The sequence below is a fragment of the Streptomyces sp. NPDC006368 genome (assembly GCF_040612535.1).
Taxonomy (GTDB): Bacteria; Actinomycetota; Actinomycetes; order Streptomycetales; family Streptomycetaceae; genus Streptomyces.
In genome coordinates this window covers 143,641-163,857 of sequence record NZ_JBEXQK010000008.1, presented here as the reverse complement: position 1 = coordinate 163,857, position 20,217 = coordinate 143,641, and the positions used below count along the sequence as shown (strand labels likewise).

At 75.2% G+C, this 20,217-nt stretch carries 16 protein-coding genes; all 16 read left to right on the top strand.

Annotated features, from left to right (window positions below):
• Positions 1-3: 3 nt before the first annotated feature.
• Positions 4-786, top strand: a complete 783-nt coding sequence (locus tag ABZZ38_RS09670) for a DeoR/GlpR family DNA-binding transcription regulator (RefSeq protein WP_356737532.1) — start codon at positions 4-6, stop codon at positions 784-786.
• 402 nt (positions 787-1,188) lie between these two features.
• Complete coding sequence (locus tag ABZZ38_RS09665; protein ID WP_356737599.1) at positions 1,189-2,520, top strand: MFS transporter; 1,332 nt, start codon at positions 1,189-1,191, stop codon at positions 2,518-2,520.
• A 2-nt stretch (positions 2,521-2,522) separates the two neighbouring features.
• The gene (locus tag ABZZ38_RS09660; RefSeq protein WP_356737530.1) at positions 2,523-2,705 is read left to right on the top strand and encodes a hypothetical protein; all 183 of its coding nucleotides are present in this window, start codon (positions 2,523-2,525) and stop codon (positions 2,703-2,705) included.
• Positions 2,706-3,324: 619 nt separating this feature from the next.
• Positions 3,325-5,109 (top strand): N-acetylglutaminylglutamine amidotransferase, encoded by a 1,785-nt coding sequence (locus tag ABZZ38_RS09655; protein ID WP_356737528.1) that lies wholly within the window; start codon positions 3,325-3,327, stop codon positions 5,107-5,109.
• A complete protein-coding gene (locus ABZZ38_RS09650; RefSeq protein WP_356737526.1) occupies positions 5,082-7,127 on the top strand; it encodes an alpha/beta fold hydrolase in 2,046 nt (681 codons plus the stop codon). The genes ABZZ38_RS09655 and ABZZ38_RS09650 overlap by 28 nt, the downstream gene beginning before the upstream one ends.
• Before the next feature lie 710 nt (positions 7,128-7,837).
• Positions 7,838-8,839, top strand: coding sequence for a glycosyltransferase (locus ABZZ38_RS09645; RefSeq protein WP_356737524.1), 1,002 nt, complete (start codon positions 7,838-7,840; stop codon positions 8,837-8,839).
• Positions 8,836-9,381 (top strand): HAD family hydrolase, encoded by a 546-nt coding sequence (locus ABZZ38_RS09640; protein ID WP_356737522.1) that lies wholly within the window; start codon positions 8,836-8,838, stop codon positions 9,379-9,381. Before ABZZ38_RS09645 ends, ABZZ38_RS09640 begins: the two co-directional genes overlap by 4 nt.
• Positions 9,378-10,388 (top strand): glycosyltransferase family 9 protein, encoded by a 1,011-nt coding sequence (locus ABZZ38_RS09635; protein WP_356737520.1) that lies wholly within the window; start codon positions 9,378-9,380, stop codon positions 10,386-10,388. Before ABZZ38_RS09640 ends, ABZZ38_RS09635 begins: the two co-directional genes overlap by 4 nt.
• 247 nt (positions 10,389-10,635) lie before the next feature.
• A complete protein-coding gene (locus ABZZ38_RS09630) occupies positions 10,636-12,066 on the top strand; it encodes a glycosyltransferase family 9 protein (protein WP_356737518.1) in 1,431 nt (476 codons plus the stop codon).
• A complete protein-coding gene (locus tag ABZZ38_RS09625; RefSeq protein WP_356737516.1) occupies positions 12,063-12,947 on the top strand; it encodes a glycosyltransferase in 885 nt (294 codons plus the stop codon). Before ABZZ38_RS09630 ends, ABZZ38_RS09625 begins: the two co-directional genes overlap by 4 nt.
• Positions 12,944-13,840: a glycosyltransferase gene (locus ABZZ38_RS09620; RefSeq protein ID WP_356737514.1), complete on the top strand. Its 897-nt coding sequence runs from the start codon at positions 12,944-12,946 to the stop codon at positions 13,838-13,840. The genes ABZZ38_RS09625 and ABZZ38_RS09620 overlap by 4 nt, the downstream gene beginning before the upstream one ends.
• Positions 13,841-13,862: 22 nt before the next feature.
• Positions 13,863-14,957 (top strand): glutamate--cysteine ligase, encoded by a 1,095-nt coding sequence (locus tag ABZZ38_RS09615; RefSeq protein WP_356737512.1) that lies wholly within the window; start codon positions 13,863-13,865, stop codon positions 14,955-14,957.
• A 222-nt stretch (positions 14,958-15,179) separates the two neighbouring features.
• Positions 15,180-16,148, top strand: a complete 969-nt coding sequence (locus tag ABZZ38_RS09610) for a UDP-glucuronic acid decarboxylase family protein (protein WP_356737510.1) — start codon at positions 15,180-15,182, stop codon at positions 16,146-16,148.
• 78 nt (positions 16,149-16,226) lie between these two features.
• Entirely contained in the window at positions 16,227-17,894 is a 1,668-nt protein-coding gene (locus tag ABZZ38_RS09605) for a carbamoyltransferase C-terminal domain-containing protein (protein WP_356737508.1), read from the top strand.
• Positions 17,895-17,909: 15 nt separating this feature from the next.
• Positions 17,910-18,875: a glycosyltransferase gene (locus ABZZ38_RS09600; protein ID WP_356737506.1), complete on the top strand. Its 966-nt coding sequence runs from the start codon at positions 17,910-17,912 to the stop codon at positions 18,873-18,875.
• A complete protein-coding gene (locus ABZZ38_RS09595) occupies positions 18,872-20,140 on the top strand; it encodes a glycosyltransferase (protein ID WP_356737504.1) in 1,269 nt (422 codons plus the stop codon). The genes ABZZ38_RS09600 and ABZZ38_RS09595 overlap by 4 nt, the downstream gene beginning before the upstream one ends.
• Positions 20,141-20,217: the final 77 nt, after the last annotated feature.

Genomic DNA, 20,217 nt, shown 5'->3' with positions numbered 1-20,217 from the left:
GCCATGACCCGTATGGACGCCCAGGAGGAGCGCCGCGGCCGGCTGCGCGATCTGGTGACCGCCAAGGGGTTCGTCCGCACCGCGGACCTGGCGGAGGAGTTCGGCGTGAGTGTGATGACGGTCCACCGCGACCTGGACGCGCTGCAGACCCAGGGCTGGCTCCGCAAGGTGCGGGGCGGGGCGAGCTGTCTGCCGTCGACGCAGTTCCACGGCAGCGTCAGCGAGCGCATGACGACGATGGCGCAGACCAAGCACCGGCTGGCGCGGGCCGCCGCCGAGCTGCTCACGCCCGGCCGGATCGTGATGCTCGACGACTCCACGACCTGTCTGAGCCTGGCGCAGCAGATGGCCGATCACACGCCGCTGACGGTGATCACCAACTCGCTGCCGGCGATCTCCACGCTGGCCCGGCAGCCGGGCGTGTCGCTGATCGCGCTGGGCGGCACGTACTTCCCGGCGTACGACGCCTTCATGGGGCTGCACACGGCGCACAGTGTGGAGTCGTTCCGCGCGGATGTGCTGTTCATGTCGACGACGGCGGTGACGGGGGGCCGCTGCTACCACATGTCGCCCGAGGCCGTGCAGGTCAAGCGGGCGATGATGGCGTCCGCGGCGCGGCGGGTACTGCTGGTCGACCACACCAAGTTCGCCAACCAGGGGCTGTACGCGCTGGCGCCGCTGAGCGACTTCGACCTGGTGCTCGTCGACGAGGCGGCGCCCGCCGGGGAAGTGCGGCGGCTGCGGGACATAGGCGTCGACATCCGCACGGTCGACACCTCGCGCTGACGCCGCGGGCGTCAGGCGTTCACCGACGCCACCCACCTGCTGAACAGCGGTGTACGGGCCGCCGCGCTGCACGGCGGGAAGTCGCAGCCGCAGCGCACCCGGAGTACAGGGGTACGGGCACGGCGGGCTCACGGACGTCACAGACCTCATGTGAACGTCACACCGTCTTCACCCGGGCTGCGGCGTCGCGCCGCGCCCCGGTCACCGCGGTGAGCTGGGGTGACGCCCTCCGGGCGGCGCGGAGCGCGAGCCGGTGTCCCTCGTTTTCACGCCGGTGGTGAGGGGACCGGCGAGGTTTTCCTCCCGGTCATTGACCGCGTTCCCGCACAGCCGTTTCATCATGACGCCTTACGGCACCCCGCTCCCCGACATTCGGCAAAGGTGGTTCTCGTGGCCGTCGTTCTGGATCCCTCGTCCTCCGCCGAGGAAACACCCCAAGGGCATTGGCTCGACAGGATCGGCATTCCCAGGCCGCTCGCCTGGGGATTTCTCGGTCTTCTCATTTTCATGATCGGTGACGGAGTCGAATCCGGATATCTGTCGCCGTATCTCCTGGACGAGGGGATGTCCAAGGAGCGGGTGGCGCTGCTGTTCAGCGTCTACGGCGTGACGGCGAGCGTCGCCGCCTGGTTCTCCGGGGCGCTCTCGGACCTCTGGGGCCCGCGCCGGGTGATGATGCTCGGCCTCGGCGTCTGGGCGGCGTTCCAGGTGGTGTTCCTCGTCCTCGCGGTCCCGTCGGTGGACTTCGGGCTGCTGCTGGTCAGTTACGGTCTGCGCGGTTTCGGCTATCCGCTCTTCGCGTACGGCTTCCTGGTGTGGGTCACCGCCGTGACGCCGCAGCGTCGGCTCGGCTCCGCGGTGGGCTGGTTCTGGTTCGCCTTCACCGGCGGGCTGCCGACCCTGGGCTCGCTGGTCGCCAGCTTCGCGGTGCCGTGGATCGGCGCGTACCGCACGCTGTGGTTCTCGCTCGGTCTGGTGGTGGCGGGCGGCCTGATCGCGCTGCTGCTGGTGCGCGAACCGACCGGCGCAAGACGGCTGGCGCCCGCGGGGGAACGCCCGGTCGCCACCCTGCTCGGCTCGCTCGCGATCATCTGGCGCAATCCGAGGATCGGTACGGGTGCGGTGGTGCGGGCGATCAACACGGCGCCGCAGTTCGGCTTCCTGGTGTTCCTGCCGGTGTTCTTCACCGACACGCTGGGTTTCTCGCTCAGCGAGTGGCTGCGGCTGCTGTCGGCGATGTTCGCCACCAACATCTTCTTCAACCTGGTCTTCGGGGTCGTCGGCGACCGCATCGGCTGGCAGCGCACCGTCGCCTGGTGCGGTGGTGTCGGCTGCGCGGTGACCACCCTGCTGCTGTACTACGGCACGGCGTCCGCGGGCGACGACTACGCCCTCGCCATGGTGCTGGTGAGCCTCTACGGCGCGACGCTCGCCGGGTACGTACCGCTGTCGGCGCTGATGCCGTCGCTCGACCCGGCGCACAAGGGCCAGGCGATGTCGGCGCTGAACCTCGGCGCGGGCGCCAGCACCTTCCTCGGACCGGCGCTGGTGGGGCTCTTCCTGGGGCCGCTCGGCGTCCAGGGCGTGATGTGGATCTTCGCCGCGCTCTATCTGGCGAGCGCGGTCATGACGCTTTTCCTCACCCTGCCGGAGACGGTATCGGCGAAGCCTCACGGGTACTCGTCGGAGCACGGCCCGGCAGCGCGGGCGCGGAACGATACCCCGGAGGCGTAGCCATGAGTGACCCGTGGGGCTACCCGACCCCTTCCCAGGCGGAGGGCGAGCGGGAGCCGGGTGTCGACGAACACCCGGACGTGGCCCGCAGCACGCCCTCACAGGCGGAGGGCGAGCGCACCGCCGAGACGGAGGAGCTCGGCGACGAGGGCAAGGGCGCCGAGGGCGCCGAGGACACGGAGTGAGACGGCGGCGGACATGCCCGGGTGGCGTGTCCGCCCGCCGCGGTGCACCACCGGCCGGCTGAAGGGCCGCGCGCACGACGTCACGGGCAGGTGCGCGGTCGGGGCGAAGTGGCCCGGCCACACGCGCGTCGAATGGCCCAGGGCACGGGCCGGTCCGGCCCCTGGGTTGAGGGCGTCCCCGTCGCCCGCGCCCGAGGAGCCGCATGCCCCGCCGACCGCTCGCACTCCCGGCTCCCTCGCCCCGCGCGCTTCCGGGGTCGCGGCGGCGGCGTGGGGCTTCCTCCCGGCGGCCGGGCCCGCGCTAAGAGCGCGGCGGGCCGGCTGGCGCCCGGCGCGTTGTTCCTGGTGGCGGGGGTGGCCATGGGTCCCGCGGTGCGGTGCGCGGAGGCCGGAGCCGCACGCCGGGGGCTTACCCGGCGATCAACGGGGAACCCGGGGATCACCGTCTGCAAGGAGTAGCCGTGACATTTTCCTCATCCACAGAGGTTCAGGAGGGGGCGGAGGTTCCGCACAATCCGGTGCCGTGCGCATCCCTCCCGGGTGATTCGATTCCGAGTGATCCGGTGCCGGGTGGTCCGGTACCGGGTGGCCCGGTGACGCACCAGCCGGGAGGTGCGATATGTGTGGCCTGAGCGGAGAGATCCGGTTCGACGACCGGCGCCCCGACATCGCCGCCGTCGAACGCATGACCGACCGGCTGGCCGCCCGCGGGCCCGACGGCCGCGGCCTGTGGTCGCAGGGCGCCGTCGCCCTCGGCCACCGCCGGCTGAAGATCATCGACCTGTCGGAGAACGGCGCCCAGCCGATGTCCGACAGCGAAGCCCGGCTCACCGGTGTGTTCAACGGGTGCATCTACAACTACCAGGAGCTGCGGGAGGAGCTGCGCGGCCTCGGCCACCGGTTCTTCTCCACCTCGGACACCGAGGTGCTGCTGAAGGCGTACCGCCAGTGGGGCACCCGCTGCGTCGACCACCTCGTCGGCATGTTCGTCTTCGTCATCGTCGAGAACGACACGGGCCGGGTGGTGCTCGCCCGGGACCGGCTGGGCATCAAGCCGCTGTACCTGTCGTACGGCCCCGGCCGGCTCCGGTTCGCCTCCACGCTGCCCGCCCTGCTCGCGGGCGGCGGCGTCGACACCTCGATCGACCCGGTCGCCCTGCACCAGTACCTGAGCTGGTCCGCCACCGTGGCGACGCCGCGTACCGTGCTCGCCGGGGTGCGCAAGCTGGCCCCCGCCACCGTGCGGGTGGTGGAGCCGGACGGCACGTACCGCGACCACCGCTACTGGCAGCCGTCGTACACCCGCCGACCCCAGGACGCGGGCATGGACGCCGCCGACTGGCGCGACGCGGTGCTGGACGCGCTGCGGACGGCGGTGCGGCGGCGCATGGTGGCCGACGTGCCGGTGGGTGTGCTGCTCTCCGGCGGCCTCGACTCGTCGCTCATCGTGGCGCTGCTCGCCGAGCAGGGCCAGCGGGACCTCGCGACGTTCAGCGTCGGGTTCGAGTCGGAGGGCGGCGAGGAGGGCGACGAGTTCGCGTACTCCGACCTCGTCGCGCGCCACTTCGACACCGAGCACCACCAGCTGATGGTGCCGTCCGACCGGGTGTCGGGGGCGCTGGACGGGGCGATCGCCGCCATGAGCGAGCCGCAGATCAGCCACGACGCGGTCGCCTTCCACATGCTGTCCGAGCTGGTCGCCAAGGAGGTCAGCGTCGTCCAGTGCGGCCAGGGCGCGGACGAGGTCTTCGGCGGCTACAGCTGGTACCCGGAGATGGCCGCCGTCCCCCGGGAGCAGGAGCCCGAGACGTACGCCGACGTGTACTTCGACCGGACGCACGCCGACCTGGCCCGGATCCTGCGGCCGGAGATGCTGCCCGACCACGACGCCTCCCGGCGCTTCGTGCACGAGCACATGGGCGAACCCGGTGCCGAGACCGCGCTCGACGCGGCGCTGCGGCTGGAGACGCACGTGATGATGGTCGACGACCCGGTCAAGCGGCTCGACAACATGACCATGGACTGGGGCCTGGAGGCCCGGGTGCCGTTCCTCGACCACGAGCTGGTGGAGCTGGCGGCGGCGTGTCCGCCGGAGCTGAAGCTGGCCCAGGACGGCAAGGGCGTCCTGAAGGACGCGGGCCGCACCCTGCTGCCCCACCGGGTGATCGACCGGCCGAAGGGCTACTTCCCGGTCCCCGCGATCCGCCATATGGCCGGCCCGGTCCTGGAGCGGGTCCGCGAGGCGCTCACCGCTCCCGAGGCGCGGGCGCGCGGCCTGTTCCGGGAGGAGTACGTGGCCGAACTGCTGGCGGCCCCCGACCGGCACCGTACGAAGCGAGGCGCGAACGCCCTGTGGCAGGTGGCGCTGCTGGAGCTATGGCTGCAGACCCACGACATCAGCTGACCGTCGACACGGCCGCCGCCTCCGCGGGCCCGGTGCCCGTCGCGCTCGCCGCCTCCGCGGGCCCGCCGGGCGCCCCGAGGCCGCTGCTCTCCCACGGCTGCTGGTACCCGTCGGCCGACCCGACCGGTGAGCGCGTCGCGTTCATCTGCGACCGGCTGGGGGTGCCCCAGCTGTGGACGGGGCCCACCGCCGCCGGCGACGGCGGCGACGAGGTGCGGCTGCTCGACTCGGACCCCGAGCCGGTGTCGGAGGTGGCGTGGTCGCCCGACGGGCGGTGGATCGCCTACACGGTCAACCCGGGCGGCGGCGAGCACAGCAGGGTGCTGTGCGTACGCCCCGACGGCACCGGCCGCAGGCTCATCGCCGGCGCGGACGCGGGTAGCTCGGCCTACCTGGGCTGCTGGACGCGCGACGGTTCGGGCGTGGCCGTGACGATCGCCGAGCCGCCCTCCGCCCACCGCGACCCGGAGCCCGGTCTGGCGGGTCTGCCCGCGGGCTGGGCGGACCGGGACGGGCACGCCACGCTGCTGGGCGGGGCGGACCGGGGGGACGTGGGGCGCCGGCGGGGCACCCGGGACCGGTTGTCGGCGTACCTGGTCGACCCGGACGAGCCGGGCGCGCCGGTACTGCTGGCCACCGAGACGGGCGCGGCCACGCTGCGGGTGTGCGACGTGAGCCCGGACGGGCGGCTGGCGCTGCTGCGTCGCGGCCCGCGCGGGCGGCGGGAGGCGGTGGTGCTGCGCACGGGCGACCTGCGGACGGCGTCCGTCCTCCGGGTGGCGGACGGCGACCCCTGGATCGGGCGCTTCGCCGAGGACGGCCGCACCGTGTGGCTGCGCAGCGACCACGACCGGGAGTTCGCCGCGCTGCTCGCGGCGGAGCTCGACGCGGACGGCACCATGACAGGCCTGTCCGTGGCGGCGGAACGGGACGGCTGCGGCCTGGAGTTGCTGGCGTTCCTCACCGACGGGCGGACCGCCGCGCTGGCGTGGAACGTCCAGGGGGCGAGCGAACTGGAGACGCTGGAGCCGGAGGCCGGGCCGGGGCGGGTCGCGCACTGCGTCGAGCTGCCCCACGAGGTGGTCACCCGGGTCACCCGCGGCGGCCCCGGCGGGATGGTGCTCGCCCTGTCCGGGTCGCAGCGCAAACCCGGCGTGTGGTGGCTCCCCGGCGGCGCGTCGCCCGTGCGCACTGCCTGGTCGTCACGCGACGAGGACGCCGTACCGCCTGGGCGGCCCCCCGTGCGTCCGGTGCCGGTCCGGCTGACGGCGCGCGACGGCCTCGCGCTGGGCGGCTGGTACTACCGGGCGCCCGGCCGCGACGCCGGTGACCCGGCGCCGTGCGTGATCCATCTGCACGGCGGGCCCGAGGAGCAGGAGCGGCCGGTGTTCGAGCCGCTGTACCACGAGCTGCTGGGGCGCGGTCTGGACGTCTTCGCCCCCGACGTGCGCGGCTCCTCCGGGTACGGGCGGTCCTTCGTGGACGCCGACCTGGGGAGGGGACGGTTCGCGGCGATCGAGGACGTGGCGGACTGCGCGGCGCACGCGGTGCTGACGGGGCGCGCCGATCCACGACGGCTGGCCGTGATGGGGCACTCGTACGGGGGCTATCTCACGTTCGCCTCGCTCGTGTGGCACCCGGAGCTGTTCCGCACCGGGGTCGCGGTGTGCGGCATGTCGGACTTCGGGACGTTCTTCGCGGGGACCGAGCCGTGGCTCGCGGAGTCGGCGGCGCACAAGTACGGCCACCCGGAGCGTGACCGGGAACTGCTCCGCGCGCTCTCCCCGATGAGCCGTATCGACGCCCTGCGCGTGCCGCTGCTGGCGGTGCACGGGGAGCACGACACCAATGTGCCGCCGGGCGAGTCCGACCAGATGGTGCGCGCCGCGCGGGAACGGGGCCTGCCGGCCGAGCTGCTGACGCTCCGCGGGGAGGGCCACGAGTTCCGGCGGGCGGACAACCGGAGGCTGTTCCGCCGGGCCGCGGCGGACTGGCTGGAACGGCACCTCAGCGGCTGAGCCGGCCGGACGCCGACCCTGGCGGACGCCGACCCTGGCGGACGCCGACCCTGGCGGACGCCGACCCCGGACGGGGCGCCAACCCCGGGCGGGGCCCCGAGCCGGGCGGACGCCGACCCCGGGCGGGTCCCGCACCCCGGCGGACGCGAACGGTACAGACGCCGCCCCTGGCGGACACCCGGCCCGGGCAGGCCCCGAGCAGCGCGGATACCGAAGCCCGGTGGGTTCCGCACCCCGGCGGGTCCCGCATCCCGGCGGACAGCCGGTCCGCGCGGGCGCTGGCCCCGGGCGGGCCGTACCCCGGCGGTCAGCCGGCCCGCGGGGGCCCCGAGCCGGGCGGACGCCGACCTCCGGCGGGCCCGAACGGTACAGACGCCGATCCCGGGCGGGGCGCCGAGCCGGGCGGACGCCGAACCCCGGTGGGTCCCGCACCCCGGCAGGTGCGAACGGTACAGACGCCGCCCCCGGCGGACAGCCGGCCCGGGAAGGCCCCGAGCAGCGCGGATACCGAAGCCTGGCGGGCGCCGAGACGGGCGGACGCCGACCCCCCGCGAGTCCCGCACCCCGGCGGACACCCGGCCCGCGCGGGCCCCGAGCCGGGCGGATACCGAAGCCCTGCAGACCGGGACACGTGCGCTTAAAGTTACCGAAGGTGGGCATTCCGTACGCCGCTACGGAACCGATCACCCCGGAACTGGAGGCGCAGACGCATGATTCCCCCGCTCGCCTCGTACGCCGTGGTCGTCCCCACCATCGGACGGCCCTGCCTCTCCGACTGCCTCGCCGCGCTCGCCGCGAGCGACGGGCCCGAGCCCCGCCGGATCGTCCTCGTCGACGACCGGCCCGATCCGGCGGTCGGCGGCCTCCCGCTCGGCGCGCTCGGACCGCTCGCCGACCGCGCGATCGTCCTGCGCAGCGGTGGGCGCGGCCCCGCGGCGGCCCGCAACACCGGGCTGCGCGTGGTCGACGAGCCGTGGACGGTCCTCCTCGACGACGACGTGCGGGTGAGCGCGTACTGGCGCGAGCAGCTCGCCCGCGACCTGGCGGAGGCCTCCCCCGACACGGGCGGCGTCCAGGGCGTTCTGGACGTGCCGCTGCCCACCGACCGCCGCCCCACCGACTGGGAGCGCAACACCGCCGGCCTGCGCGGAGCCCTGTGGGCGACCGCCGACATGGCGTACCGCACCGCGGCCCTCAAGGCCGTCGGCGGCTTCGACGAACGTTTCCCGCGCGCCTTCCGCGAGGACGCCGACCTGGCGCTGCGGATCATCGACGCCGGCTGGCTCATCCGGCGCGGCGAGCGGCGCACGGAACACCCGGTGCGACCCGCCGACCGGTGGGTGTCGATACGGGTGCAGAAGGGCAACGCCGACGACGCGCTGATGGTGCGGCTGCACGGGCGCGACTGGTGGCAGCGCGCGGCGGCGCCCCGCGGCCGGATCAGGCGGCACGCGGTGGTCACCGCGGCCGGGCTCGGCGCGCTCGCCCTGGCGACCGCCGGGAGCCGGCGGGCGGCGGCGCTGGCCGCGGCGGGGTGGCTGCTGGGGACGGCCGAGTTCGCGCGGGCCCGGATAGCGCCGGGGCCGCGCACCGTGGACGAGATCCTGACGATGACCGTGACCAGCGCGCTCATCCCCGCGGTCGCCACCTGGCACCGGCTGAGCGGCACACTGCGCCACCGTGCGGCGGGGACCTGGGACGGCACGGTATGAACCGCCCCTCGGCCGTGCTCTTCGACCGGGACGACACCCTCGTCGAGGACGTGCCCTACAACGGCGACCCGGAGCGCGTCCGGCCGATGCCGGGGGCGCGTGAGGCCCTGCGGATGCTGCGGGACCACGGCATACCCGTCGGGGTCGTGTCCAACCAGTCCGGCATCGGGCGCGGCCTGCTGACCGAGGCCGCCGTACGGAACGTCAACGCCCGGGTCGACGCGCTGCTCGGCCCGCTCGACACGTGGGTGCACTGTCCGCACGTACCGGAGGACGGCTGCGGCTGCCGCAAACCGAGACCCGGCCTCGTCCTGGAGGCGGCGCGGCGGCTGGGCGTGCGGGCCGCGGAGTGCGTCGTCATCGGCGACATCGGCGCGGACATGGGAGCGGCGCGGGCGGCGGGCGCCACGGGGGTCCTGGTGCCGACGGCGCGGACGCTGCCCGAGGAGGTGGCGTCCGCGCCGTGCGTGTGCCCCGACCTGCTCACCGCGGTGCGGCACGTCCTGGGGGACCACCTGAGGAGCCTGAGGAGGCTGTCATGAGGGCTCTCGTCGTCCGGCTGGACAGCTTCGGGGACGTCATCCTCGCCGGGCCCGCCGTGCGGGCGGTCGCGCACCGGGCGGAGCGGGTGACGATGCTGTGCGGGCCGCGTGGCGCGCCGGCCGCGCGGATGCTGCCGGGCGTGCACGAGGTACTCGTGTGGGCGGCGCCCTGGGAGGGGTTCACCCCGCCTCCCGTGGACCGCGCGGACATCGACCGCGTGGTGAACCGGATCGCCGCCGCCCGCGCGGACACGGCGCTCGTCCTCACCTCGTTCCACCAGAGCCCCCTGCCCGCCGCGCTGCTGCTGCGCATGGCGGGCGTCCCGCGCATCGCGGCCGACAGCGTCGACGCGCCCGGCTCGCTGCTCGACGTCCGGCACCAGCGGGCGCCCCACGCCCACGAGGTGCGGGCCGCGCTGGACCTTGCCGAGGCCGCCGGGTTCACGCTGCCGCCGGGCGACGACGGGCGGCTGCGGGTCCGGTACGCGGCGGGCGGCGCGCCGGAGCTGACCGGGCCGGGGCCGTACGTCGTCGTCCACCCCGGCGCGAGCGTCGCGGCCCGCCGGTGGAGCGCCGACCGGTGCGCCCAGGCGGTACGGCAGCTGGCGTCCGCCGGACACCGGGTCGTCGTCACCGGCGGCCCCGACGAGCGGGAGCTGACGGCGCTGGTCGCGGGCCGCGCCGGGATGGACCTCGGCGGACGGACACAGCCACCGCAGCTCGCGGCGGTCCTGGCGTGCGCCGGCGCGGTGGTGACCGGCAACACCGGCCCCGCGCACCTGGCCGCGGCCGTCGGCACGCCGGTCGTCTCGCTCTTCTCACCGGTCGTGCCCGCCGAACGCTGGGGCCCGTACGGCGTGCCGCACGTGCTCCTCGGCGACCAGCGCGCACCGTGCGCGGACACCAGGGCCCGGGAGTGCCCGGTGCAGGGCCACCCCTGCCTGAACGAGGTGACGGCGGAGGACGTGGTGGCCGCCGTGGAGAAGCTGCTGGAGGCCGACGAGTGAGGGCGGCCGGAGCCGGGCGCGTGGGCGCCATGCGGATGGGTGTCGGGCGGGTGAGCGCCGGGCGTGCGGATCGGGGGCGCCAGGACCCGGGGCGCGCGGGAGTCGGATGGGTCGGCTTCAGGCGCGCGAGCCCCGGAGGGGCGGGCTCCGGGCTGGTCGGCTCCGGGCTGGTCGGCTCCGGGCGCGCCGACCCCGAGCCGGTCCACTGCGCTCACGCGGACCCCCGGCGCGCGCGGAGGGCCGCCGCGTGAGGCCGCGGCTGCTCGTGCTGCGGGCGCTCGGCCTCGGTGACCTGCTGGCGGGGGTGCCCGCGCTGCGGGCGCTGCGCCGCGCGTTCCCCGGGTACGAGACGGTGCTGGCCGCGCCGGAGCAGCTCGCGGCGCCGGCCGCCGCCTCCGGGGCGGTCGACACGCTGCTGCCCGCGTCGGCACCCGGCAGGGCCGTACCGGCACGGCTCGACTGGGCCGGGCCGCCACCGGAGGTGGCCGTAGACCTGCACGGCAAGGGGCCGTCCAGCCACCTGCTGCTGCACCGCATGCGCCCGGGACGGCTGCTGGCGTTCGCCCATCCCGGTACGCCCGGCATCGCCGGGCCCGAGTGGACGCCGGACGAGCACGAGCGCGTCCGCTGGTGCCGCCTGCTGGAGTGGTACGGCATCCCCGCCGACCCGGACGACCTGCTGCTGCCCGCGCCGGAAGCGGCGTCGCCGTTCCCCGGCGCGGTGCTCGTCCACCCCGGCGCCGAGTCGGCCGCCCGCCGCTGGCCCGCCGAGCGGTACGCGGAAGTCGTCCGCGAGTTGCTACGACGCGGCCACCGGGTGGCCCTGACGGGCGGCCCGGGCGAGGACGCCCTCGTCCGCCGCATCGCCGATGCGGCGGCCGGGACGACGGGAGCCACGGGGGCGCCCGGCCCCGCGACGGCACTCCCCGCGGCCTCCGGCGCGCCCCCGGCGGCCGGCGTTCCTGAAAGGGTCCCCAGCGCCACGCGGGCGGCCACCGCGCCGGGTGGCGCCGACACGGCGGCCACCGCCGATGCGACCCGAACGGCCTCCGACCCGCAGGCGGCCGGCAGCCGCACAAACGACCCCAGTACGGCCGGGACCACCGCGCCGGGCGGCGCCGGCACGGCGGCCACCGCCGATGAGGGGCCGGCCGGGGACGGGGCGTCGGTGGCCGTCGGCTCCCACCTCGCGCGCGTGCCCGGCGCCCCGGACGCGCCCGGGTACTGCACGGCACGGGCGGCCGTCACCGGCGAGGCGGGCGCCCCCCACGCGCGCGTGCCCGGCGCCGGCGGCGCGGCGTCCGGTGCCGGGGCCAGCGCCGGGGTCGGGCGGCGTCCCACGGCTGTGGGCGACCCCGGCGCGCGGTTGCGCGTCTTCGCGGGTGGGTTGCCGTACGAGCGGCTCGCCGCGCTCGTCGCGGGCGCCGCCGCCGTGGTCAGCGGCGACACCGGCATCGCGCATCTGGCGGTCGCGTACGGCACGCCGTCCGTCACGCTCTTCGGTCCGGTGCCGCCCCGGTGGTGGGGGCCGCCGCGCGGTGCGCGGCACGTCGTCCTGTGGCACCCCGGACCGCCCGGCGATCCGCACGGGCGGGAGCCGGATCCGCTGCTGCTGCGCATCCGGCCGGCCGACGTTCTCACCGCCCTGTCCGATCACCCGGAGGTACCCCGCCCGTGACGCAACGGACCGCCGACCCCCGCACCAGCGTGGTCGTGATCACCCGCGACCGCCGGGACCAGCTGCTGCGTACCCTCGACCGGCTCGCGGAGCTGCCGGAACGGCCCCCGGTGGTCGTCGTCGACAACGCGTCGACGGACGGCACCGCCGAGGCCGTCGCCCGCCTCCACCCGGGCGTCACGCTGCTGACGCCCGGCCGGAACCTCGGCGCGGTGGGCCGCACGCTCGGCGTGCGTCACGCCCGTACGCGCTACGTGGCGTTCAGCGACGACGACTCGTGGTGGGAGCCGGGATCGCTGCGCCGCGCCGCCGACCTGCTGGACCGGCACGAGAAGCTCGGGCTGATCGCGGCGCGGATCCACGTCGGTCCCGACGCCGCGCCGGACCCGCTGAACGCCATGCTGGCCGCCTCCCCGCTCGGCCGGCCGGCCGATCTGCCGGGGCCGCAGGTGCTGGGGTTCCTGGCCTGTGCGGCCGTTGCCCGGCGGAGCGCGTACCTGGAGGCGGGCGGCTACCACCCGGTGCTGTTCTTCGGCGGTGAGGAGACGTGCCTCGCCTACGACCTGGCGGCGCACGGCTGGGGCGTGTGCCACTGCCCCGACGTGATCGCCGTGCACAGTCCCACGGGCGGTGTACGGGCGGGGCGGCCCGCGCGGCAGCGCCGCAACGCCGTACTGACCGCGTGGCTGCGCCGCCCGCTGCCGGTCGCCCTGCGGCACACGCGCACCCTCGCGGCCGAGGCGCGCCAGGACCCGGAGGCGCGGGAGGCGCTGCGCGAGCTCTTCGCCCGGCTCCCGGCGGCGCTGCGGGCCCGTAAACCGCTCCCGGCCCCCGTGGAGGCCGCCGCGCGCCGCCTCGACCTCCAAGGAGCCGTGACGTGACCGATCCCCGCACCACCGTCGTCGTCATCACGCACAACCGCCGCGACGAGCTGCTGCGCACCCTCGGCGAACTGGCACGACTCCCGGAACGCCCGCCGGTGATCGTCACCGACAACGCCTCCACGGACGGCACCGCCGAAGCCGTCAGGCGCCTCCACCCCGAGGTCACGCTGCTGACGCCCGGCCGGAACCTCGGCGCGGTCGGCCGCAATCTGGCGGTACGGCAGGCGCGTACGCCCTACATCGCCTTCTGCGACGACGACTCCTGGTGGGAGCCGGGGTCGCTGAGCCGCGCCGCCGACCTGCTGGACCGCCACGAGCGGCTGGTCGCGGTCACCGCCCGGATCCTCGTCGAACCGGACGGCCGGGAGGACCCGATCGTGGCCGAGCTGCGGGACTCCCCCATTGAGGGGCCGGAGTGGTTGCCGGGGCCGGCGCTGGGCTCGTTCCTGGCGGCGGCGACCGTGCTGCGCGCCGACGCGTTCCTGGCGGCCGGCGGCTTCAGTGAGCGACTGTGGCTGGGCGGTGAGGAGGAGCTCCTGGCCACCGATCTGGCGACGCAGGGCTGGTGGCTCGCGTACGCGCCGCAGCTGACCGTGCACCACGCGCCGTCGAAGCTGCGCGACTCGACGCTGCGACGCGTCCACGGGCTGCGCAACACGCTGTGGTTCTGCTGGCTGCGCCGTCCGCTCGGGCCCGCCCTGCGCCGGACGCTGCACCTGGCCCGTACCGTGCCGCGCGACGCGGCGTCGCTGCGGGCGTTCGCGGAGGCGGTGGCGGGGCTGCCCTGGGTGCTGCGGGAGCGGCGGGTGGTGCCGCCCGCGGTGGAGGCGCGGCTGGGGGCGCTGGCGCGGGCCCAGCGGGAGTCGACGGCGCGGCGTTATGTCGGCTGAGGCGGGGGGTACCCGGAGCGGCGTGATCACCATTGGCGTCGAGGAAGAGTATCTGCTGGTCGATCCGGCCACCTGCATGCCGGTGCCCCTGGCGGACCGGGTGCGCGCGGCGGCCGGGCTCGAGCCGATCCTGGACGACCAGGAGGTCCAGTCGGAGCTCCTCCAGGCCCAGGTGGAGATCGCCACGCCCGTCTGCACCGACCTGGAGGAGGTCGGTGGCCATCTGCTGCGGTTGCGGCACGCGCTGGGCGGCGCGGCGGAGAAGAACGGGTGCCGGATCGCGGCCGTGGGGACCGCCCCGTTCCGGGAGGCGGTGCCGGTTCCGGTGACCGAGAAGGCCCGCTATCTCGCGATGCGCTCGCAGGCTCCGCAGCTGGTCGCCGAGCAGCTGGTGAACGGCATGCACGTGCACGCGGCGGTGCCCGACCGGGAAACGGGTGTGGCGGTCATGAACCGGATTAGGGTCTGGCTGCCCGTGCTGGTCGCCATGTCGGCGAACTCGCCCCTGTGGGACGGCCGGGACACCGGTTTCGCGAGCTGGCGCACCGTGATCTTCGGCCGCTGGCAGGTCGGCGGCCCCCCGCCGCGCTTCGAGGACCTCGCGGACCACGAGCGGCGGGTACGGACGCTGCTGGACTCCGGTGTGATCACCGACACCGGCCAGCTGTACTGGCAGGCCCGGCTGTCGGACCGCTACCCGACCATCGAGGTGCGCTGCGCGGACGTGCAGTTGCGGGCCGACTCGGCGGTGATGTTCGCCGGGCTCGTCCGCGCCATGATCGCCACGGCGATCCGGGACGAGAAGGCGGGCGTGCCGGTCCCGGAGTGCCCGCCCGAGCTCCTGCAGGCGGCCAACTGGTACGCGGCGCGGCACGGGCTCAGCGGGCTGCTGATCGACCCGGAGGGCGTCCGCCGCAGGGCGGGGGACGTCCTGTGCCGACTGCTGGACGCGCTGGCGCCCGCACTCGACGAGTCCGGCGACACGCGTGAGGTGACCTCGCTCGTGCACCGGCTGCTGCAGCAGGGCACCGCGGCGGACCGGCAGCGCCGGGTGCTGGCCGAGGGCGGTCTGCCGGCTCTGGTGGACCTGCTGACCACGGAGACCGTCGCTCCCTGAGAACGCTCTGGTCAGAGGCGCGGGGAGGCGGCTTTCCCCCGCGCACCTGCCCTCCTGTCACGCTGCGTGATCACTCCAACGGCGCATACCACCGCGCCGCGCGCCCCCGTTCGGCCGAGCCTGGTGACAGACGCGGGACCGCAGCAGCGGTCGCGGACGCCGTCGCCGACGAACGCCGGACCGGTCGGTCGTCCCCGGTCCGCACGGTACGGAGGAGATCGAATGAACACCGCTTTCTCACGCAGCTGGGAACACGCCGTCGTCACGGGCGGCGCCGGTTTCGTCGGCTCGCACCTGTGCACCGCGCTGCTGGACTCGGGCACGGCCGTCACCTGCGTCGACGACTTCAGCACCGGCCGGCCCGAGAACATATCCGCGCTGCGCGACCGCCCCGGCTTCACCGTGGTGGAGGCGAACGTCGCGGAGCCGTTCACGGTGGACCGGCCGCCGGACCTGGTGCTGCACTTCGCTTCCCCGGCCTCGCCGACCGACTACCTGCGGCTCCCGCTGCACACGCTGGAGACCGGCAGCCTCGGCACCCGCAACGCGCTCGCCCTCGCGCACCGCGCCGACGCCCGCTTCGTGCTCGCCTCCACCTCCGAGGTGTACGGCGACCCGCAGCAGCACCCGCAGAACGAGCGGTACTGGGGCAATGTGAACCCGGTCGGGCCGCGCAGCGTGTACGACGAGGCGAAGCGGTTCGGCGAGGCGCTGAGCACCGCCCACGCCGAGGCGCACGGCACGGACGTCGGCATCGTCCGGCTGTTCAACACCTACGGTCCGCGGATGCGCGGCCACGACGGCCGGGCCGTGCCCACCTTCGTACGCCAGGCCCTGGCCGGTGAGCCGCTCACCGTCACCGGTGACGGTGGGCAGACCCGGTCGCTGTGCTACGTCGACGACACCGTGAGCGGTGTTCTCGCCGCGGCGGCGCACGGGCTGCGCGGGCCGGTGAACATCGGCAACCCGTCCGAGCTCACCATGCTCGAACTGGCGCGGCTCATCATCGAGTTGACCGGGTCCGGCTCCGAGATCCGGTTCATCGAGCGGCCCACGGACGACCCGGCCGTGCGCTGCCCGGACATCACGCTCGCCCGCGACAAGCTGGAGTGGGAGCCGCGCGTCGGGGCCGAGGAAGGCCTGCGGCGCACCATCGACTGGTTCCGGGCCCACGTGGGCACCGGCTCCTGACACCCGCCTCCCCTCCCCCCGCCGGCACCCGTGCGTTCGGGGCCCGGCCTCCCGACTCGCCGAAAGGCCAGGGACGTCATGCGCATCCTCGGTATCAACGCCCTTTTCCACGATCCGGCCGCCGCGCTGGTCATCGACGGGCGGACCGTCGCCGCCGCGGAGGAGGAGCGGTTCTCCCGGCGCAAGCACGGGAAGCGGCCGGTGCCGTTCTCCGCGTGGGAACTGCCCGAGAAGGCCGCCGCCTGGTGTCTGGAGCGGGCCGGCCTGCGGCCGAAGGACCTGGACGCCGTGGCGTACTCCTTCGACCCGGAACTGGCCCGGCCGGCCGATGAGATGGGCCTCGACGACCCGTGGGACCACCTGCGGATCACCTACGCGCGCGAGGCGCCCGGGTTCCTGAGGACGGCGCTGCCGGGCCTCGATCCGGACATCGTCCGGTTCGTACCGCACCACATGGCGCACGCCGCGTCCGGGGCGTTCGCCGCGGAAGGCGCGGACACCTCGTCGGTGCTGGTCCTGGACGGCCGCGGCGAGCGGGCCTCGCACCTGGCGGCCCGCCGGATCCACGACCGGCTGGAGCCGCTGTACGCGCAGGAGCTGCCGCATTCGCTGGGCCTGGTCTACGAGGAGCTCACCGAGCACCTCGGGTTCCTGCGCTCGTCCGACGAGTTCAAGGTGATGGCGCTCGCCTCGCACGGCCGGCCCCGGATGCTGCCCGAGCTGCGCCGGTACGTGTACCCGACCGGTGACGGCGGGTTCCACGCCGCCGGGGTGCCGTGGAGCGAGCTGTGTCCGCGCCGCCGGCCGGACGAGGCGTGGACGCAGGATCACGCGGACATGGCCGCCAGCGCGCAGGCCGTGCTGGAGGAGACGCTGCTGGACCTGGTGCGCCGGCTGCACGGCCAGACCCACGACAGTGTGCTCACGCTCGCCGGGGGCGTCGCCCTCAACTGCGTGGCGAACTCGCGTATCGCCCGTGAGGGCCCCTTCTCCCGGGTCTGGGTCCAGCCGGCCGCCGGTGACGCGGGCACCGCGCTGGGCGGGGCGCTGCTGCTGGCGGCGGGCGGCGGGGACGACCCCGAGCCGATGCCGGGCGCCGATCTGGGGCGGGACTGGTCGGACGCGGAGCTCGGCGCGTGGCTGAAGACGGCAGCGGTGCCGTTCGACCGCCCCGCCGACATCGCGCGGACGGTGGCGGAGGCGCTCGCGGACAACGCGATCGTGGCCTGGTTCCAGGGGCGTTCGGAGTACGGGCCGAGGGCGCTCGGGCACCGCTCGCTGCTGGCGCACCCGGGGCACGCGGGGAACCTGGAGCGGCTCAACGACGTCAAGGGGCGCGAGCAGTTCCGGCCGGTGGCGCCGATGGTGCTCGCCGACCGGGCCGCCGAGATCTTCACGGGGCAGCTCCCCAGCCCGTACATGCTGTTCGTGCACGACGTCGCGCCCGGGTGGCGGGACCGGATCCCGGCGGTCGTGCACGTGGACGGCACCGCGCGCATCCAGACCGTGGACCGGCGCAGGGAACCGCTGGTGGCGCGGATGCTGGACGAGTTCGAGCGGCTCACCGGGCTCCCCGTGGTGGTCAACACCAGCCTCAACACGGCCGGGCGGCCCATGGTGGACGACCCGCGCGACGCCCTGGAGTGCTTCGGCTCCTCGCCCGTCGACCTGCTGGCCATCGGGCCGTACGCGGTACGGCGCGGGGCCTTCTTCTCCGATGACGCCTCGCGCCGGCCGGCGCGGTAGGCAGGGAGCCGACTCATGAACATCCTGCTGTGGCACGTGCACGGGTCCTGGACGACGGCGTTCGTCCAGGGGCCCCACACCTACCTCGTCCCGGTGACGCCCGGGCGTGACGCGGACGGCCTGGGCCGGGCCCGTACCTTCTCCTGGCCCGACTCGGTGCGGGAGCGCACGCCCGAGGAGCTGCGCGACGCGCCGGTGGACCTGGTGGTCCTCCAGCGCCCGCACGAGTACGAACTCGCCGAGCGGTGGCTGGGCGGCCGGCGGCCCGGCCGTGACGTCCCGGCGATGTACCTGGAGCACAACGCGCCCGACGGGAACGTCCCCGACACCCGTCATCCCTTCGCGGACCGCGACGATCTGACGCTGGTCCACGTCACCCACTTCAACCGGCTGTTCTGGGACAACGGCTCGACGCGCACCGAGGTGATCGAGCACGGCATCGTCGACCCCGGCCACCTGTACACCGGTCGCGTCCCGCGCGCGGCCGTCGTCGTCAACGAGCCGGTCCGGCGCCGCCGTCACACCGGTACGGACCTGCTGGCCGAGCTGGCCGAGGCGGCGCCGCTGGACGTTTTCGGGATGCGTACGGCAGGCCTCGCCGGCCATCTGGGCGTGCCCGAGGAGCGGTGCCGCACCGCCGACCTGCCGCAGCGCGAGCTGCACGCGGCGATGGCGCAGCGGCGGCTGTACCTGCATCCGGTGCGCTGGACGTCGCTGGGGCTGTCCCTGCTGGAGGCCATGCACCTGGGCATGCCGGTGGTGGCGCTGGCCACCACGGAGGCGGTCGAGGCGGTCCCGCCCGGCGCCGGGACGCTCTCGACGCGGCCCGAGGTGCTGGCACGGGCCGCGCGGCGCTATCTGGCGGAGCCGGAGGCCGCCGCCGAGGACGGCGCCCGTGCCCGGCAGGCGGCGCTCGAACGGTACGGGCTCAAACGCTTCCTGGACGACTGGGAGCGCGTGATGACGGAGGTGCGCTCATGACATCACTCGACACATCGCCCGGCGAGACCGGACCGATGACCCCGCGGCCCCTGTCCATCGCGCTCGTCTCGGAGCACGCGAGCCCACTCGCCGCCCTGGGCGGCGTGGACGCGGGCGGGCAGAACGTCCATGTCGCGCGTCTGGCGGGCGCCCTCGCGGACCGAGGCCACCGCGTCACCGTCTTCACCCGGCGCGACGCACCCGACCTGCCGGACCGGGTGCCCCTGCGCCCCGGAGTGGAGGTGCACCATGTGCCCGCCGGTCCCCCCGAACCCATCTCCAAGGATGAACTGCCGCCCCACATGGGTGAGTTCGGCCGTTACATGGCCCGCGAATGGCGCACCCGACCGCCCGATGTGGTGCACTCGCACTTCTGGATGTCCGGGGTGGCCTCCCTCCAGGCCACGCGCGGGCTGCGGCTGCCGCTGCTGCACACGTACCACGCGCTCGGCACGGTGAAGCGGCGCCACCAGCGGGAGGCCGACACCAGCCCGCCGCAGCGCATCGCCTGCGAGCGGGAGGTCGGCATGGGCTGCGACCGGGTCATCGCCACCTGCCGGGACGAGGTCGTCGAACTGGGCCGCATGCGCATCCCGCCCGACAAGGTCGGGGTCGTGCCGTGCGGTGTCGACCCCGAACAGTTCCGCCCCGACGGGCCGGTCGCCGAACGGGACGGCGCCGCCCGGTTCCGGCTGATCCAGCTGGGCCGCCTGGTGCCCCGCAAGGGCGCCGCCGTCGCCATCGCGGCGCTGTCCCGGCTGCCCGACACGGAGCTCCTCATCGTCGGCGGACCCGCCCCCGACCTGCTCGACGGGGACCCGGAGGTACGCCGGCTGCGCGAGGTTGCGCGGCAGGCCGGGGTCGCCGACCGCGTCCGGTTCGTCGGCGGGATGCCCAGCGCCGAGGTGCCGCCGCTGCTGCGGAGCGCCGACGTGGTGCTGTGCCCCGCGGACTACGAGCCGTTCGGCATCGTGCCGCTGGAGGCGATGGCCTGCGGCAGGCCGGTCGTCGCCAGCGCGGTGGGCGGGCAGCTGGACACCGTCGAGGACGGAGTCACCGGACGGCTGGTGCCGCCGCGCGACCCCGAGGCGCTGGCCGCCGCGGTCGGTGACCTGCTCGCCGCGCCCGAGCGGCGCGCGGCCTGCGGGGAGGCCGGCCGCCGCAGGGTCCTGACCCGGTACGGCTGGGCCAGGGTCGCGGCGGACACCGAGGCGGCCTACGGCACGGTGCTCGCCGCGCGGACCGCGGTCACGGAAGTGGCCTGACCGGTTTCCACACGTCTCCCCCGAAGCCCGAAGGAGGTGCGGGACCGGCCGCCGTCCGCTGGGACGCGGTACGCCCG